This window comes from Nocardia sp. IBHARD005 (assembly GCF_052814245.1).
In genome coordinates, this window is record NZ_CP199935.1 from 5,355,546 (window position 1) to 5,373,353 (window position 17,808).

16 protein-coding genes are annotated in these 17,808 nt (G+C 65.0%); 3 read left to right on the forward strand and 13 right to left on the reverse strand.

Annotated features, from left to right (window positions below):
* Positions 1-45: 45 nt before the first annotated feature.
* The 10 genes from ACTWPB_RS25225 to ACTWPB_RS25270 all read right to left on the reverse strand — a co-directional run bounded on the left by ACTWPB_RS25225 (position 46) and on the right by ACTWPB_RS25270 (position 12,698).
* Positions 46-2,304 (reverse strand): RelA/SpoT family protein, encoded by a 2,259-nt coding sequence (locus tag ACTWPB_RS25225; protein WP_446226473.1) that lies wholly within the window; start codon positions 2,302-2,304, stop codon positions 46-48.
* 172 nt (positions 2,305-2,476) lie between these two features.
* A complete protein-coding gene (locus ACTWPB_RS25230) occupies positions 2,477-3,619 on the reverse strand; it encodes an RNA-guided endonuclease InsQ/TnpB family protein (protein WP_446223007.1) in 1,143 nt (380 codons plus the stop codon).
* Between the two features lie 921 nt (positions 3,620-4,540).
* Positions 4,541-5,104 carry a hypothetical protein gene (locus ACTWPB_RS25235; protein ID WP_446223008.1) on the reverse strand — a complete coding sequence of 188 codons (564 nt, stop codon included), beginning with the start codon at positions 5,102-5,104 and terminating at the stop codon, positions 4,541-4,543.
* A complete protein-coding gene (locus ACTWPB_RS25240; protein ID WP_446223009.1) occupies positions 5,101-7,419 on the reverse strand; it encodes a TPR repeat region-containing protein in 2,319 nt (772 codons plus the stop codon). Before ACTWPB_RS25240 ends, ACTWPB_RS25235 begins: the two co-directional genes overlap by 4 nt.
* A complete protein-coding gene (locus ACTWPB_RS25245) occupies positions 7,416-7,724 on the reverse strand; it encodes a hypothetical protein (protein ID WP_446223010.1) in 309 nt (102 codons plus the stop codon). Before ACTWPB_RS25245 ends, ACTWPB_RS25240 begins: the two co-directional genes overlap by 4 nt.
* Before the next feature lie 56 nt (positions 7,725-7,780).
* Positions 7,781-8,398, reverse strand: coding sequence for a DUF3558 family protein (locus ACTWPB_RS25250; RefSeq protein WP_446226474.1), 618 nt, complete (start codon positions 8,396-8,398; stop codon positions 7,781-7,783).
* Positions 8,399-8,403: 5 nt separating this feature from the next.
* Positions 8,404-8,799 (reverse strand): hypothetical protein, encoded by a 396-nt coding sequence (locus ACTWPB_RS25255; RefSeq protein WP_446223011.1) that lies wholly within the window; start codon positions 8,797-8,799, stop codon positions 8,404-8,406.
* Positions 8,796-9,572 (reverse strand): ESX secretion-associated protein EspG, encoded by a 777-nt coding sequence (locus tag ACTWPB_RS25260; protein ID WP_446223012.1) that lies wholly within the window; start codon positions 9,570-9,572, stop codon positions 8,796-8,798. Before ACTWPB_RS25260 ends, ACTWPB_RS25255 begins: the two co-directional genes overlap by 4 nt.
* Positions 9,569-11,308, reverse strand: a complete 1,740-nt coding sequence (locus ACTWPB_RS25265; RefSeq protein ID WP_446223013.1) for a hypothetical protein — start codon at positions 11,306-11,308, stop codon at positions 9,569-9,571. The genes ACTWPB_RS25260 and ACTWPB_RS25265 overlap by 4 nt, the downstream gene beginning before the upstream one ends.
* A gap of 310 nt (positions 11,309-11,618) precedes the next feature.
* The gene (locus ACTWPB_RS25270; protein WP_446223014.1) at positions 11,619-12,698 is read right to left on the reverse strand and encodes an alkaline phosphatase family protein; all 1,080 of its coding nucleotides are present in this window, start codon (positions 12,696-12,698) and stop codon (positions 11,619-11,621) included.
* Between the two features lie 9 nt (positions 12,699-12,707).
* Here ACTWPB_RS25270 and ACTWPB_RS25275 point away from each other — a divergent pair, with 9 nt between their 5' ends.
* Complete coding sequence (locus ACTWPB_RS25275) at positions 12,708-12,899, forward strand: hypothetical protein (RefSeq protein ID WP_446223015.1); 192 nt, start codon at positions 12,708-12,710, stop codon at positions 12,897-12,899.
* 32 nt (positions 12,900-12,931) lie between these two features.
* On the forward strand, positions 12,932-13,678 hold the full coding sequence (locus ACTWPB_RS25280) for a metallophosphoesterase family protein (RefSeq protein ID WP_446223016.1): 747 nt from the start codon (positions 12,932-12,934) through the stop codon (positions 13,676-13,678).
* Between the two features lie 142 nt (positions 13,679-13,820).
* Here ACTWPB_RS25280 and ACTWPB_RS25285 read toward each other — a convergent pair whose 3' ends face one another.
* The 3 genes from ACTWPB_RS25285 to ACTWPB_RS25295 form a co-directional block, all read right to left on the reverse strand.
* Complete coding sequence (locus ACTWPB_RS25285) at positions 13,821-14,462, reverse strand: NUDIX hydrolase (RefSeq protein ID WP_446223017.1); 642 nt, start codon at positions 14,460-14,462, stop codon at positions 13,821-13,823.
* A 68-nt stretch (positions 14,463-14,530) separates the two neighbouring features.
* Positions 14,531-15,838 (reverse strand): adenylosuccinate synthetase, encoded by a 1,308-nt coding sequence (locus tag ACTWPB_RS25290; protein ID WP_446223018.1) that lies wholly within the window; start codon positions 15,836-15,838, stop codon positions 14,531-14,533.
* A gap of 24 nt (positions 15,839-15,862) precedes the next feature.
* Positions 15,863-16,810 carry a hypothetical protein gene (locus ACTWPB_RS25295; protein ID WP_446223019.1) on the reverse strand — a complete coding sequence of 316 codons (948 nt, stop codon included), beginning with the start codon at positions 16,808-16,810 and terminating at the stop codon, positions 15,863-15,865.
* Positions 16,811-16,925: 115 nt separating this feature from the next.
* Between ACTWPB_RS25295 and ACTWPB_RS25300 the strand changes: the two genes are divergently transcribed.
* Complete coding sequence (locus tag ACTWPB_RS25300) at positions 16,926-17,804, forward strand: hypothetical protein (protein WP_446223020.1); 879 nt, start codon at positions 16,926-16,928, stop codon at positions 17,802-17,804.
* Positions 17,805-17,808 lie beyond the last annotated feature (4 nt).

Sequence of the window (17,808 nt, forward strand, 5' to 3'; positions counted from 1 at the left end):
CCCGGGCACCCTCGCGAGGCGAGAGTGCCCGGGCCGTAGTCGAGGTCAGGCGGCGGAGGTCACCCGGTACACGTCGTACACACCTTCGACGTTGCGCACCACATTGAGCAGATGGCCCAGGTGCTTGGGGTCGCCCATCTCGAAGGTGAACTTGCTGATCGCGACACGGTCGCCGTGGGTCGCCACCGAGGCGGACAGGATGTTGACCTTCTCGTCGGCCAGTACCTTGGTCACATCCGAGAGCAATCGGGTGCGGTCGAGTGCCTCGATCTGGATGGCCACCAGGAACACCGACGAGGGCGACGGCGCCCACTCGACGGCGATGATCCGCTCCGCCTGCTCCTGCAACGAATCGGCGTTGGTGCAGTCGGTCCGGTGCACACTCACCGCGCCACCGCGGGTGACGAAACCCATGATCTCGTCGCCCGGCACCGGTGTGCAGCACTTGGCCAGCTTCGCGACCGTTCCCGGCGCCCCGGGAATGAGCACACCGGCATCACCGGTGACGCGCTGCCGGGCGGGCGTGGTCGACGGTGTCGACCGCTCGGCCAGCTCGTTCTCGACATCGCCGATCCCCCCGAGCTGGGCCATGAGCCGCTGCACCACGTGATGCGCCGACACCTGGTGCTCGCCGACGGCGGTGTAGAGCGTGGAGATGTCGCTGTAGTGCAGCTCGTGCGCCACCGCGGTCATCGCCTCGACGCTCATCAACCGCTGCAGCGGCAGCCCGACGCGGCGCACCTCCTTGGAGATCTGCTCCTTACCGCTCTCGAGCGCTTCCTCGCGCCGCTCCTTGGCAAACCACTGGCGAATCTTGGCTTTCGCGCGCGGGGAGACCACGAACTTCTGCCAGTCCCGGCTGGGCCCGGCGTTCTGTGCCTTGGAGGTGAACACCTCGACGACTTCGCCGTTCTCCAGCTGCCGTTCCAGCGCGACGAGCCGTCCGTTCACCCGCGCGCCGATGCACTTGTGCCCGACCTCGGTGTGCACCGCGTAGGCGAAGTCGACCGGGGTCGACTTCTGCGGCAGCGTGATCACGTCACCCTTGGGCGTGAACACGAAGATCTCCGGCGACTTCAGGTCGAAGCGCAGCGATTCCAGGAATTCCGCGGGGTCGGCGGCCTCTCGCTGCCAGTCGAGCAGCTGACGCATCCACGCCATGTCGTCGACTTCGGCGGCGTCACCGGAGTGCTTGCCCTTGGTCTCCTTGTACCGCCAGTGCGCGGCGATGCCGAACTCGGCGGTCCGGTGCATGTCCTGGGTACGGATCTGCACTTCCAGCGGCTTGCCGTCGGGGCCGACCACGGTGGTGTGCAGCGACTGGTAGACGCCGTAGCGCGGCTGCGCGATGTAGTCCTTGAACCGGCCTGCCATCGGCTGCCACAGCGAGTGCACGACACCGACCGCCGCGTAGCAGTCGCGGACTTCCTCGCACAGAATGCGCATGCCGACCAGGTCATGGATGTCGTCGAAGTCTTTGCCCTTGACGATCATCTTCTGATAGATCGACCAGTAGTGCTTGGGCCTGCCTTCGACGATCGCGTTGATCCGCGACGCGGCCAGGGTGTTGGTGATCTCGGCGCGCACCTTCGCCAGGTAGGTGTCGCGCGAGGGTGCGCGGTCGGCGACCAGGCGCACGATCTCGTCGTATTTCTTGGGGTGCAGGATCGCGAAGGCGAGGTCCTCGAGCTCCCATTTGACGGTGGCCATGCCGAGGCGATGCGCCAGTGGCGCGATCACTTCCAGGGTTTCCTTGGCCTTCTTGGCCTGCTTCTCCGGCGGCAGGAAGCGCATGGTGCGCATGTTGTGCAACCGGTCGGCGACCTTGATCACCAGCACGCGCGGGTCGCGCGCCATCGCGATGATCATCTTGCGGATGGTCTCGGCCTCGGCCGCCGAGCCCAGGTTGACCTTGTCGAGTTTGGTGACACCGTCGACGAGGTGGGCCACTTCCTGGCCGAACTCTTCCTTGAGCTGCTCGAGCGTGTAGCCGGTGTCCTCGACGGTGTCGTGCAGCAGGGCCGCGACCAGCGTGGTGGTGTCCATGCCGAGTTCGGCGAGGATGTTGGCGACCGCGAGGGGGTGGGTGATGTACGGGTCGCCGGACTTACGGAACTGCTTGGCGTGGCGTTCGTCGGCGACGTCGAAGGCGCGCTGGAGCAAGCCGAGATTGGCCTTCGGGTACAGCTCGCGGTGGACGGTGGCCAACGGTTCGAGGACCGGCTTGACCGCCGCGATCCCCCGTTGACCGGTCATCCGCCGAGCCAGCCGGGCCCGCACGCGCCGGGATGCCGAACTCGGCACCGCCGCGGTCGGGGATTGCCTGGGCGGCCCCGGGGTCGTCGGAGCATTGCCGTTCTGCGAAGCGCCGGTGGCCTCGCCCAATTGTCGATTGACTTCCTCGCCTGCCCGAAGGCCGGAGATTCCCTGACTCACGACAGGGCGTTCCTGTTTCACAGAGGCTGCCTCTCTACGCTTACGCGCGGGGAGGTCTTACACCATCTCCGCAGGCCAAGACGCTGAGCCCCAGCGCCTGAATGTTCTTGGCGGCGTTTACATCCCGATCGTGAACCGCCCCGCACGGACATATCCACTCCCGAACGCTCAACGGCAAGATGTCGACAATATGACCACACGCTGAGCACGTCTTGCTCGATGGATAGAACCGGTCGATCGCCACGACCTCGCGCCCGCGCCAGTCGGCCTTGTACTCGATCATCGACCGTAATTGCGCCCAACTCGCATCCGCGATGGCGCGGGCGAGATTGTGGTTGCGGACCATGTTCCGCACGCTCAGGTCCTCGATGGCGACCACTTGGTTTTCGCGCACCAGCCGAGTCGAGAGTTTGTGCAGATGGTCCCGCCGCCGGTCGGCGATGCGGGCGTAGACCTTGGCGACCTTCACGCGCATCTTGGCCCGATTGTTGGATCCTTTCTGCGTGCGCGCCAGGCGTCGCTGGGCCTTGGCGAGGCGCTCGCGGTCCCTGCGCTCGTAGCGCGGGTTGCGAATCTTCTCCCCGGTGGACAGGGTGCACAGACTGGTTATCCCCACATCCACGCCGACCGTGGCACCGGTCGGTTCGTGCTCGGTCACGGCCTCCTCGACCAGGATCGAAATGTGGTATCGGCCCGCAGCATCCCTCGACACGGTTACCTGAGAGGGCTGCGCTCCCTCGGGTAGCGGCCTCGACCAGCGAATGTCCAGTGCCTCGGCCTGTTTGGCAAGTTTGACCTGCCCATCCCGGAAGGAAAAACAGTTCGCGAAGTAGGTGGCGGAGTCGCGACTGCGGCCCTTCTTCTTGAAGTTCGGGTAACCGCCCTGTTTGCGCCAGAACTTGTCGAACGCACCCTGCAAATTCCGCAGCGTCGCCTGCAGCGGCCCCTTCGACGGCTCGGTGAGCCAGACCGTGTCCTGCTCGCGCTTCCACTGCGTCAGCATCTTGTCGGTCTCGGCATGAGTGACTCGCCGCTGCTCTTGTGACCACGCGCGGGAGCGTTCGGCCAGAGCGCGGTTGTAGACGTAACGGACACAGCCGAAGGTGCGAGCGAGCTGATCGCGCTGCTCCTCTGTGGGATAGAAGCGGTACCTGTACGCCCGCTTCACCACCTTCGACGCCACAGTTGACAGAATACAGCAGCATTCTGTCAACCGGTTGATCAACTGAAACCGGCCTGAAGATCGAAGCCTTCGCGCTACGTTCCTCAGTCATGCCACCGCCTCCCACGCCCACCAAGGCGATGTCGGCCGAGTGCCGCAACCGCCCAGCCTTCAACATTAGTCCCCGCAGCGATCCGGTGTTCGATTCCCTACGGTCACAAGCGTGAGACGGAAGCGACCCGGCCCGAAAACCGGCCCCGATCAGCGGACCGATCAGCGTTCGTCGGCCGGCGGTCTGCGCTGGTGGTCGCCGTACGCCCAAACGACGGCGACCCGATGGCCACAACCCGTGTTCACTGCCTCGACGACCCGACCAGCGGAACAGTCACCAACGTGGTCACCAAGGCGGCAAGCACTGTCACCGGCGTAGCAGCTGTAGCTCTCCGTTCGCCCAGCGTCGTTGCTGTTCGGCTTGTTGCTGCTCTGCCGAGCGGCGCCTCGCGCTGTTCACGCTGGGCGCCCTCACGAAGTCCGGCCGGGAACGCGTCGTCGGCAGCGGGGTCTTGCACCACGTAACGGCCTGGTCGGTCGTACTCGGCGAAACGGGTTGTGGCGTGGCGCCGTCGGGGGCGGCGACTCTCCGGGCTACATGCCAGCACTCACACGATGCCACTCAGCAGCGGCAACACGGCGACGATGATCAGCTACGTGGCTTTCGGCAGCCGCCGCACCGGGCGACATAGCCACGTCCACCAGGCAATAGCCACAACACCCCGGCGACCACCGCCGCGAGTTCATACGGCATCGCGATCGTTCATCCTCACTCGATCCCCACCCGACTGAAAATCAATCCGCCATTGGACACGTCCTGCGATGAATTGCCAAACCGGCGCGGCGAAGGTGCAGTACGTCTGATCGTCGACCGCTGCATGTAGGCGGTGGTCACGAAGTGAGCTTTTCGGTGATAGAGATCATGAATCGAATCGCCTTGGTCAGCTGCTCATCCGTCAGCGGTGTTGCTGCGGACTGAGTGATACTAAAGCCGCCCACATGGTCGTTGATATATCCGTCGACTTCGACCTCTGATTCATCGCGCGCACCGGGGCGACGGTCCAGCACCCAGATCGGATAGCCGTAGCCGTCGACTAACGAGTAGTTCTGCCCCGTTCTGAGGCTCGCATTGGCCGCGCGCTCCTTCTCTCGTTCGGCGTGCGGAAGACCTTTGCTCCGATCTATAAAAAGGGCGGCAGACATATGCCAGGAGTCCGGCCCATGGAAATTGCATGTTCGCCATCCCGCCCCATCTTCGTCCATTTTGTACTTCGGATCACGCGTACCACCCTGCACGTCGGAGATATGCAGTTCTTTCGCGATGAAGTCACTCCAGGGGACGCAGAGATCCGATAGCGAACGAGTTGACTCTTTTGGCTCTTCTCCAGCGGCACAGCTAGCGGTAAGACCGGCCGTCAGCGCGAATGTGACAGCAAGATGGGCTATTCGGGTCATTTGACGGACCCCAATCCTTGACCGTACTGAATGTGGTAGTTCTGCATTTGGTCTTGAAATATGCCACCGCGATGGTTATTCAGGACATTCGTCAGGTTGCCGTTAATTGTGTGGGCATCCCCGCCTTTGACTGCCAGGAGTTCGTCATAGCTCTTCAATGCGCCGTTGTCGTTGAACATGTAGCCGTAGGTCGGACTGTGATCGAGTAATCCGTGAGATTGAAGCGCTTGCGCAATCTGATAGTTCTGCCGAGAAGCATCGTAGGTGCCGTAACTGACAGTGGTCGCCGGAGTGTCGGGTGGCAGGTAGACACCGACAATGCTGTTCTTCGCAACCGTGTTGTACGCGTCATAGGCTGGCACCCACACGTCTTTCACAAAAGGGATATATTTCATTCCTGTGTTCAATGTAGATTTGATGCCATCGTAGGCCTCCCCCTTCGTGGCAAAGCCTCCGGCCCCATCAACTTTCGCATCTTTGCCGCGTTCTTCAGCTTCGGCGGTGAGGCCTTGGTCGATCAATCCCCGTATTACACCGGCACGACTCGCAAGCTCACCATTCGCCTCGCCCGGATTCTCGACTACCGAATTCACCCAGGATTGTTGCAGATCCGACGTTGCCATGAACGCCTGCGCATTGAAATATGTTGCCGCATCTTTGTCCGTATCCATGACCGTGAAAATACTCAGGGCTTTGGTATAGCTCTCATCATCCTTCCAATAGAAGTTGCGAGTTGTTGTTTTCTGATCATCAACCCCCGCAATATCGGCAATATAGGGGCTGAGAGCCGACGCAATGCCTTGTGTTGCGCGTGGGTTTACCTCACCGATCGATTCGGAGTTAGGGCCGTTGAGATTGAGGAGTTCGTCCTTGTGCTTGGTGACGTAGTCGGCCAGCCCAGACGCAGCCGATCCGGCACGATCGGAGACGGCGGGATCTGCCGATGTCGCGTCGCCTTCGATCCAACTGAGCATGTTTCCGACTGCAGCACCATCGTCTCTGTTGTATTCGTTCGTCAGCAACTGACCGAAGATGTTCTCTCGTTTGCCTTCGTCCACCATCACTTCGGTGACAGCGATCTTGTCTTCGCCCGCTACCTCGACCATATTCTGAACAAGGTTACTGACCAGTCCATCGGGCTCACGTTCTCCGGATACTTGGTGCCCTGAATGCTCGGTGAGGGCACCGGCTTGCTCGAACAGCTTGGTGTTGATTTCGCTGCCGGGCGCGGACATTTTGTCGCCGAGGGCGAGCATGGAGGTGACCTCACGCAGCTCGCCGCCGTTGATGTTGGAGTGCTTGGTGCGGTTGCCGTCTTGGACGGCGTAGTCGCGGGTCAGGACGTTCGTTAGGCCGGTCGGGATCTGGTTGAGGCCGCCTTGCAAAGGCATCGGGTTTCCGGTGGGGCCGATGCCGGTTGCGCCGACATTGGGGTTAGCGAGGGTGTTGAGCCCGTTGACAACGCTGGCGGCGTGCACGGTGTCGCCGCCCGCGCTCATCTGTTCGGTCATCGACACGAGGCCGTCTTTGCCTGCGGTGTTGTAAAACGAGTGGAGGTAAGCGAAGTGGGCTTCGGTGAGTTCGACGTGCTTGCCGGAGTTGATGTCGGCGATGTTCTGGGCGGTGAGTCCGGCTTCGGCCAGGCGGTCGGCAATGAGGCGCATCTGCTCCGGGGTCGCGTTCTTGTCTGCGACCAACAGACCGTCCTGCACACCGGTGCTGCCGGAATCGATGGTGTCCATGGTCCACGACCCCAGACCCACTTCCCCGGCGGCCTTCTGCACCATGTCGAGCAGCTCTTGCCCGGCTGCCTGCGCTAATGCGAGGTCTTCGGTGTTGAACTGGTTGACCAACCCTTTGACGCGGTTACTCGCTTCGACCGCGTAGGTGGCGAGCTGCTCGGCGCTCATCGGGATCGTTTGACCCGGCACAGCTCCCGGAACGTCTTTCTTTCCCGGCGGGACGGTGACGGTGCCATCATCGGCCACTGTGAAGCCTTGCCGCAGGTAGTCATCAGCGGCGGTGACTGCGGCGGTGCAGTAGCCGTCCATCGCGGAGCCGTGTTTGCGGTATGCCTGGGCGATGTCGTCGAGTTCGCCGATGAGGGTGTTTCCGGCGATACGTTCGCCGAGGGAGCGCTGATTCGCTGCGGTGGCAGCCGAGCCTTTCCAATGGTCTTGGCTGGCATCGACTTTGACGTACATGTCGTTCATGTGCTTGCTGAAGGCGGCCACCAAGGCATCGATCGCTCCAGCGACCGCACCGGTGGTTGCTTGCGGGTGGAAGCCGCGCATAGCGGCCAGTCCGACGGTCACGAGTACGCCCCTTTACCGAGGTTGCCGAGCAGGTCCGCGAATGCCTTGTCGGCTTCTTCGTAGTTCATGCAACAGCGGATCGCGGTACCGCCCATGGCATTTATCCGCGAGGCCACCGAGGCCATTGCGGTCTTGACCTGATCCCGCGCCGCTGCCGATACCGCAGCGGTCGCCGTTCCTTGCAGGTCATCGACACCGACCCGGAATGTGGTCTGGGTGTCCATGGCCTCGATTGCGGCGCCGATCCGGCACAGCTCCATGCCGAGCCCGACCAATAGTTCCTTGTTGACGCTCAGATCCGTCATACCCTCTGGCCCCTCACTGATACGAAAATTCTGACCGGCAGCCGCACCCGACGCCGCTACTTCACCGGTGGCAGAACCGCTTCCACTGCCTGAGCGGCTTCCTCGATGTGCTCACATGCCACCCACTTCGTCAGCGCCGCCGAACTGGATACCTTCACGACAAAGACACCGTCAGGACCGGGCATCGCAATATTGCACGCAGGGTCATCCTCGAGACGGTGACCGAAGGCCTCGCGCCCGTTGACTGTGAGCTCACGTTTTGCAAGGAAGTCGGGGCGCTCGCGAAGTTCGTCCAAGCTCAGCGTGCTTGACCAGAGCGTGAGCGACCCAACCCGAAGCTGTTGGCCGCGAACGTCTTCCATCCTGTCGAACTCACAGCCTATGAACGAATAGTGGTCGAAAACAAAGTCGGCCCGGTGTCGAGATGCCGCATCGAATCCGAGCGCCGTGACGACGTCGTCACCTATCTGGGTGCAGGAATCGTAACCGGCAACCCGCCCCGATTTGCCAGGCTGCGCCGGTGCTGGACCAACAGTGACCGCGATCGGCGGACGCGCGGACTGTTGCTGGCTCGACGGCTCCAGATTGGAAGTGTCTGAGGACTTGTCTCCTGTGCAAGCGGTGATTGTCAGTGTCGCTGCCACCACAGTTGCGGCGCCCAAGCGCCGAATCATCGAGTTCACGCGCCGATCCCCTCCTCCGCCAAACGAATTCGCTTCTGGCTCAGTTCATCGACCTCGGTGACCAACCGAGCCGAACGCAAATGAGCCTCCTGCAAGTCGAGAATTCCGACGATGACTTGATCGATCGCGTCGATGCCTTCTGCCGCCTTCCCTCCGAACCCCGCCTGAAGCTCTTGCGCGGACTCGAACCCACCGAATCCCTTCGCATACACGGCGTTCTTCATGTCCTTCCGGACGTTCGTCAGGACGGCGAGGAGGGTGTCGTAGACAGCGACCATCTGCCTGACCGCGTCGGGATTGAAATTGAACTGGCCGTTACGCGCGCCTTCGAGGAAGGCACCGATTTCGGCTTGGCCGTAGTCGAGTTGGAGTTTCGGGGCATCGGTTGTCATCGGTTCCGTTCCTTCACTCGGCCGAGCCCAGCACGTTCGGCGACAGCCGCGGCGAGCGTCGGCAGATCTACTGGGAGCACAGCGGTTTCGTCATTACGCACATCGATGAGGTAGCGACCCGCACCGAACCGGCCCGCCTCGACATCGATCCAGCTCGAATACCGGGCCGGTCTCGGCGATTGCTGGTCCACGTCGCGTTCAATGATCAGTTGGCCTTCCGCACTGCGTGGCAGCCGCAGCAGTTTCCGGATTCGTTCATCGACGGGAAGTCGACCATCGGGATCGCGGTTCCATTGTTGCTGCATCTGCTCGCCCCGAACCCGTGGGGTGTAGCCGACCATCCTGCCCGCTTCACCGGCCGCAGCGGGTGGCAGCGTGGCAGCCACATGCACCGGAGCCAGACGCGCGGTGGTAGCGACCACACGCACCGGCCCGGTCGGTGTCGATTTGCTGGACCGCTGGAACAACACCACCCCGTGATCCCGGTCGATCGCCGCGTGAGTACGGACCTGGGTTCCATCGGAAAGCGTTCCGAAACAACGAATCCGGGCCGTGGGCGCGGCAACAAGCGCCATCGCCGCACTCAGGCCCTGATCGGCCTTCGCCGGATACGCCGCCCGCAAATGCTGTTCCATCAGGATGGCATCGTGCTCGGTCTGCGGTGACAGATCGATACGGATCGGGTCGGGATGGGCGAACTCGTCGAGCCCGGTCTCGTTGCGCCACACCCACGCGAACGCATCCGGTGACAGCATCCAGGATTGTTCGTTCACGACGAACGCTCCCCACCCGGCCGCTGAACGGAATTCCCGGACTCACTGGTCGGGGCGGGCGCTGCGGCGTTCCATCCGTAGGAAGCGAGCAGATTCGCCACGGCAGGCGACACCCCAGGCGGGGTCGCGGGGTCCGCAGACACCGGGGGCCCGGTCGGCGCTGCTTGGTCTGCGTGCGTGGGAGCGGGTGGTGGCACGGCCGCAGTATTCGGCGTGGATGCCGCTGGTGTGACTGCTGGCGCGGTGTCGTCTGCGACGGGCTGTGAAACCTGTGTGGGTGCCGGAATCGGGCCCCCGTCCACTGGGACCTCAGAAATCGCGGGAGCTTGGCGTGAGGTCGGGGCGGTGTTCGACGCTGCGTCGGGGTCGTAACCGATCACCGGCGAGATTCCGATTATCCCGTCGACCCAGTCGTCATGGACTCGTCGCAAATATTCCGGGGAAGAGTGTTCTTCGTCATTTGGTCCGCCTTTGCGCTGACCGGCACCGGGCATCATGGGCCCCATCGGACCACCACCGAGCCGACCGCCGCTAGCAGACCCGGACGCGCCGCCCGGAGCGCTCCCGGTGCTCAGTGCTCCGGGTTGCCCAGGGATCGCGGCGCCCCGCCCTGGGGCCGCGCCACCTAGACCTGGAACCCCGGCGCCTACGCCACCGAGCGCACCGGTCGGGATTCCTCCACTGGTGCGCGGTGTTGCGTTGCCCGTCGCGTTCGGCGAGGCCGAGGAATCGCCGCCCGTGTTCGTTCCCAGGCCTGCCGCCGAGGTTTGGGTCGAGTCGTTCTGCCCGGCCGACTCGTCGCCGCCAGTCGCCGATGAGTCTGTGCCAGTGTCGGTTTCGTCGCCGGTGCCGGTGCCGGCACTGTCGCCGATGGCGGTGGAGTTCTCATCGGCGGGTTGTGGCGTCGTGGTGTCCTGGGTGCCCTCGTTACCGCTCGGCGCGGCCCTGTTCGGTGACAGTGTTGTGCCGCCCTGTCCGCTCGTGCCCGCCGTCGCGCCGTCGCCGCCGATCGACTGCACCGTGGGATAGGCGGGTACGCCGGTCCCAGCAGGCGGATAGTTGGGCGTGTACAGCTGGGTCATCGCTTCCCGTACCGCCACCGTCGCCTGATCGGTCTTGACACGTTCGTCGGTCGCGGTGACCGGGTTCACCAGCCCGGGCAAAATCTGGGACAGCGGGTCATCAGGATCGGACCCTCCCCACTCCGGCATGGGAGCCGACACCGCAGCGCGGATCGTTTCCGCAGCGCATGCCAATCCGTCGACCCGTGCGTCGACGGCTGCGAATACCTGCGACATGGAATCGATCGTCTTCAACAACCGTCGCGACGCGGACTGGGCCGCAGTGCCGCTCTCCCCTGCCCATTCACCATCGCTGAAGAGTCGATCGATCTCGGTCCATGCTGTTTGCGCCCCGGTGGACAGGTGTGTCGTTGCCGATTGCCACACCCCACGTATGGTCTGTAGCCCAGCGACATCCATCCCACCCTGCCCACCGTGCACAGCGTCGTAGATCTGCTGGTGCGACATCGACCCGAACTGATCGACCGTCTTCGCGTAGTCCGGGTCCGAGCCCTGCCCCGCCAGCGCGTCCTCGATCTGCTTCGATCGCGCCGCCGCCGCGCCCAACTTCTGCGGCAACTGCTCCACCATTGTGGTGAGCGCCGTGACCGCCGCCGGATTCATAATCGCCGGTAGCGGACCCCGTTGCAGGATCACTTCGTCCAGCCAGCTCATCAGCCCTCCCCTGTTGCCGAACAGCCCCGCCGGACACGACCGAAGCCACCTCGAACCGTAGTCGACCTACGCAGCGAATCGCGATCCCCGACCCGAACCATCAGACTGGCCATCGCGAGCCGCCCTCCATAACCGCCGTCAATTGCCCGATATCAATTCAGACGCACGCCATACCCGGACGGTTCCACCAACCTTTCACGATCCCAACTAGTGAGATAAGTCAGGGGCAATTCACTGTGCGGATTTCCCCCTGGAGCAGCCGAGGCGCACTCACGGCTACTCCTCGATTTCCTGCAAATCCGGGCATCAGCTAGCTGGTTGAACGGCCTATATGAAGACGTCGAGGCGTTTCAGGCCGGCGGGCGCGCCCGACCCCCGCAGTGCTCGTCGCCGGGGCAATGCAGGTGCGAATGCTACGGCCGTCAAGGCGGCCTGGCGGAGTGGCGAGAAGGTCGAGAATCGTCGGAGTGATGTCGACGAGGGTGTAGGCACTGGTGGTGCCCGGGGTGAAATCGGCGCCGCGGGCGATGACGAAGTTGGCGGTTTCGGCGGGGGTCTGGCCACCGTGGCCGCCGGTCGGGAGGTGGCCGTGGTCGGTGGTGACCAGGACGGTCCACTGTTCGCGGGGAAAGGCTTCCGCGCGCCGGTCGACTACCGCGACGATCTGGCCGACCAGGGCGTCCACCCGGCGAATCGCGGCAAGGTAGGCGCGCGACGCTCCGCCGTGCTGGTGGCCTGCGAGGTCGACCTGGTCGAGGTGAGTGAACACCAGGTCGGGGCCGGCACGCTCGATCGAGGACACCACTTCGGTCGCGGTCGCGGCGTCGGTGGCCGACTCGTCGGGGTCGTCGGCGACCGGGGCGGTGGTGAGGGCGAGGTCGGCGCGCCGGTCACCGGTGGCGGCGATCGTCGCGATCTGGTGCCAGGTGCCGATGGACACGGTGTGCCGGGCGGGGTCGGCCCGTTCGATCCGGGTGAACACAGTCGGGTGCGCCAGGAACGGACTCGCGTCGAATTCGTTGTCGGTGATCCCGTGCTCGGTGTCCCACACCCCGGTCAGCGCGCTCGCCCACGACGGCCCGGAAATCGTGATGTGCCCCGCGATGTTGCCTTGCGACAGCAGCCCCTGCGCGGCGAGGTGGCGCAACCGTGGTGCCTGCGCGGAGTCGGCCTTGTCGAACATCAACCCGTCGATCCCGATGACCACGACCTTGTTCACCACCGCGCCGACCCCGCGTCGCGGCGCTCCGAACGCGGCAGCCGCATCGACCGTCGCCCCCACATCGTCGAACGCCGCCACCGACCCCGCGGCAGACCCGACCAGCGGAATCGTCACCAACGCGGTGACCAGCGCAACAAGCACTTTCGCCGGGGCCGACATCTCGCGCATACCCTCACGATGAGGGACCGCGTGCGCTTCGGCGAGCCCGCCACCACGGTATTCATCGACGTTTCACCGGGTACGCATCGCCTGTACGCCCCGCTGAACAACCAACGAACCGCATCCTTTCGTCCGGCCTCGCGCCGGGGTCTGCGCTTCGTCGGTGGATTCCACGAGCCGGCCACCACCGTTGTCCGCGAATTCCGTTGACAACAGGGTGGCCGTTGTGGCCCTCTTGGCAGGTGGGGAACCCAGCGCCCGTCCGCATTGCCGCCACCGCCGACCTGCATATGCGTCCGGCCGTCGCAGGCAAGTTCCGGTCCGACTTCCTCCGTCTGGGCACACACGCCGAAATGCTGCTGCTAGCAGGTGATCTCACCGACGGCGGCACCGAGTACGAGGCCGAACTCCTCTGCGCCGAACTCGTCGACATCGCCGTGCCGGTCATCGCGGTTCTCGGCAATCACGACCACGACGGCGGCTGCACCGATCTCATCACCGGCATGCTCACCGACATCGGAGTCCAAGTGCTGGAAGGTGATTCGACGATCCGCACCATTCGCGGCCACCGCATCGGCATCGCCGGCGTCATGGGCGGGTCCGGCGGCTTCCCCACTCACCCCGGCGACCCGGAGAACGGCACCGACGAACACCGCGCCCTCATGCGCCGCGGCACCGTCGATGCGCACCGCCTCCACCACGCCCTCACAGCTCTGCACACCCCCACCCGCATCGCTCTCACCCACTTCTCCCCCACCACCGAAACTCTCACCGGCGAGGCCCCGTCGATCTACCCCGGCCTGGGCTGCGAAGCCCTTGGCGAGGCCATCGACACGGCCGCCGCCACCCTGGCCCTGCACGGCCACGCCCACTCCGGCACCGAATACGGCCACACCACCGGAAACGTCCCTGTCCGCAATGTTTCCTACCCCGTACTCCGCCGCGCCTACGCCCTCTACGATCTCGACACCACAGCCTTCGGTGACTGAGCGCGGAAGGTGAAAGGCTCAGCGGCACAGGCGAACACCGATATCGTCACGGATTCGAGCCGCCATTCGCGGCGATGGCCCGCGCCACCGCGGTGCGCTCGACTCGCCGAGCGAAACGCGGCCACGCTGTCGCCGACGCGGCTCAGCGCGCGGAGCTGCCCTCGTCGACGTCGAACGCCCACACCACGGCAGGCCGCCCGGTGGCCTTCACCCGGCGACGTTCACCGGTCCGGCCCAGCCCCGGAATCGCGGCGAGCGTGCGGTTGAGGTTGGCCGCGTCGGGACGAGCGCCGTGGAGGGAGGTACTGAGATCGACCGCGCGGGTAGCGGGAAACTCGGTGCCCGCCAGCGCTCGGGTGAGCGTCGCGTCCTTCCAGAGGAGTCCGGCCAGCAGGCTACGGCTGGTGTCGACGATGCGATTGTGGTCGAACGCCAGCGGCGGGACCTTGTCGAAACCCACCCACTCGGCAGGCCCATCGTGTTCGGCGACCACCGCCCACATGGCGATGGCCAGCGTCGGGCCGCGCGGGTCGCGATGGGGCTCGTCGAACGTGACGAGCTGGCCGACGGCACCGATCGCCTCGGTCGGCACACCGAGTTTGGTGTGTACGGCGCGTCGGGCGGCGTCGACGAGGCGTTCGCCGCGGCCGAGCAGCACGCCGGGTAGCGCGAGTTCGCCGGTGAACGGCTCGAACTCGCGGGGGGCGATGCCGAGGCGAACGCCGCTATCGGCGTCCCAGCACCGCAATGTCACGACGTCGATCGACACAACGGATTGCTCCACGTCACCCCATCCTGCCTCGAGCGGCCCTGCTCCGGGCGCATTGCGTTGTCACCGGCCGATACCGCGGTTCACAGTACGGATGCCCCGATTCTTCCCTGCCCACCGACAGAACCGGGCCGCCCCCTCCGGTCGGCGCGCGGAGCCGCGACAGCGCGGTCGCGCCGATCCGGGCCGTGGGCGGTCAGCACCACAGGTACCCGCAACCGCTCGGCCAGCCACGCTGCCGGGTCGTCGTCGATCGGCGCGAGAATCGGTGTCGCGTCCAGCAATTGGCCGGTGAGCCGCTGCTGGTGATCGAGATCACGCCACCGGCCGGGGGCGAGCTCGGTCAGCCTGCCCGCAGGTGTGTCGTATGCCTGTGCGGCACAGAGCGTTCCGGGCACGTCGAGGTGGTTGACGACCAACCCGTCGATCCCACCGCACACATCGACGGCGTAGCGCAACAGGATCGGGTCGAGGTGTCCCTGCCGGAACGCACCCTGGTACTGCCCCGTGCCGTTGTGCGGTTCGGGAATTCCGAGTGCCGCTTCGGTCGGCAGCGGACCCGCGCCGTGCCGGGTCATATAGGTGCGGGTGACGCCGAGAACTACTGCGGTTCCGCCGATTTCGCGAATCATGGCGCGCGCGTTGCGTGGCTCGACCGTCGACCAGGTGGTGTGCGGGTGCAGGCCACGCCACTCGTCGAGCAGCACCCCCTGCGCACCCTCGAACACCAATCGCCCGCCGTGCGCGGCCCTGGCGAGTTCATCCGCGCCCGTGATGCGGACGGCTCGCGCGAAATCGCGGTACATCGCCACCAGGGCGTCGATCGATTCGTAGCCGTGCGTGCTCGGCCCGACGAGGCTGCCGTAGTGCGCGGCAAGCCGATCCAGTTTGGCGCGCAGTACGGTCGGCGCCCGGCAGTCGGCAACGGTCGGCGCGTCGTGTTCCAGTGCGTACCAGGCTGTTTCGCCGATGCCACGGCCACAGGAACCGTGCCGCGAGGCACCCCTCGCGTCCTCGCGCGCACGGTTCGCCGCGATGTGGATCGGCGTGGTCAGCAGGGCACCCCCGTCGACGGCGAGCAGGCCGAGCGGGTCGCGAACGCCGAGCGCGGCCAACTGTTCGGATTCGGCGGCGAGCGCGATCGGCTCGACCAGCATGTGCCGCGACAACAGGGTCGACACCCCGGCGAAGGTCCCCGATCCGAACTGCGCGAAGGTGTGGTGGCGACCATCGGCCACGACGTTGTGCGCGGCCTGCGCACCGCCGTTGAACCGCACGACGGCCGCCACCCCGAGATCCGCCTCGGGTGAGCACAACCAGTCGACCGTCGCACCCTTACCCGCATCACCGAAGCCCAGGTCGACGACGACGAGGTGATCAGCACCGAACATCGCAGCGTTCCTTCCTCTTCGAGCTCAATGCCCCGGTGGTAGCGCGCGCATGGTCCGCCCTGGCTTCGACCCGAGCGCCCGGCCGACCGCGTCGGCCTCCGCACCCGACCCGACGTCGCGCAGATCGGCCAGCCCGGTATCGAGATCGACCCGGTCCTCGCCCAATCCGATGGTCAGCGCGATCAATTCGCAGACCGCGCCGGGATCGTCGAGCTTCAGGAAATTCTGCCCGAGCAACGCCCGCCAGTGTTCGGCGATCTCCGGATCCCGGTAGTACGACGACTGATTCGGCAGGATGTAGTACACGTGCCAGCGCTGCTCGAGTTCGCGATAGATCGACTCGACGGACACATCGCGGCGCACATGGTCACCGACCACCGCCCGGATGTGCCGCGCGGCCAGGCGAGGCTTGTTCAGCTCGTCGCCGATCAGGAACAGATAGCCCTTCCTACCGCGCTTGTCCCAGGCGTCCGTCGCGACGTGCTCGGCGATGAAATAGGCGGCCAGTTCATAGCTTTCGGACTTCTGCCCGCCACCGCCGCCTTCGAGCAGGATGGCCCGCAGCTGTTCGTCCATCCGGTTGTCGGATTCGAACTGCCCGACCTGCAACGGCACCCGATCGGTATCGGCGTCGCCGATCGCGCCGAACAGGACCTGCGGATCCTGCGCGTACCCCTTGTTCTTCAGCAGCCCGTGCAGTTTCCCGAGCTTGTCCTGCATGATGCGCGGCACCCGCCCCATCGACCCGGTCACATCGAAGAGCACGGCCACCGGCAGCGAGTTCCCGTGTTCGGTCGAGTCCCGGCACTCGCGCTTGCCGACTCCGAACGGATCGAGCAGCGGATGCGCGCACCAGGTGTCGTACGGCTTCGCCCGCATCTGGGCGGTGTATCCGAAATCATCCACTCCTTGCCGCGCGCGATATGTCTTCCCCGCCCGGTAGGCGGTGTCGTCCCAGTTCCCGTACCCCATCCGAACCACTCCCTCTCACGTTCTCGCTGTTTTAGTCTATTCAACCAAAACGGCGATCGTCAAGGGGCACCCCCAGATTCGCCACACACCCTCCTCGTCAGCTACCTTCTGGCACATGCCGTCGGCTCCCCACGAAGTGGTGATCGATCTCTTCCAGCACCAGCCCGCCCTGGTCGCGCCCCTCCTCACCGGACTGGGTTGTGAGCTACCCGAGTACGAGACGATCACCACTGTCCCCGGCGACGCCACCGTCCTGGCACCGACCGAGTATCACGCGGACACCGTTGTCGCCTTTCACCACGATGGCCGACGAGTCTTGGCGGTCGTCGTGGAAGTACAGCGCAGACCGGACCCGGACAAACGCTGGTCGTGGCCGGTCTATGTAGCGTCACTGCGAGCAAAGCTCCGCTGCCGGACATTGCTACTCGTGCTGTGCCCCGATGCGCGGACGGCCCGCTGGGCAGCAAAGCCGATCGATATCGGCTATGGCAATCCCTCTGTCGGACTGTGCCCGATCGTCCTCGACCCCGCCGGCATCCCGGTCGTGACCGACCTCCAAACCGCCACAGCGCTACCCGAGCTGGCAGTGCTTTCCGCGTTGGCACATTCCGAACATCCCGAGCACCGGTCGATCTGGCTGGCGCTGCTCTCTGCCCTCAGCACCCTGGGTGGCGACCGTGCTGCGCTGTACTATGACTTCATCCTGTCGACGCTGCCCGTCGCAGCACGAACCGAGTGGGAGACGCTGATGGCCGCCGGGCTTCAAGGGTATGAATACCGCAGCGACTTCGCTCGCACGTACTTCGCCGAAGGGGAAGCACGTGGAGAGGCACGTGGAGAGGCGAAGTCGGTTCTGACCGTGCTCGACGCGCGCGGGATCGCGGTGCCCGCCGACGTGCGCGATCGCATCCTGGAATGCGGCGACTTCGAGCAGTTGCAGAAGTGGCTGCGTAAGGCGCTCGAGGTCAACCACGCCGCCGACCTGCTGGACTGATCGC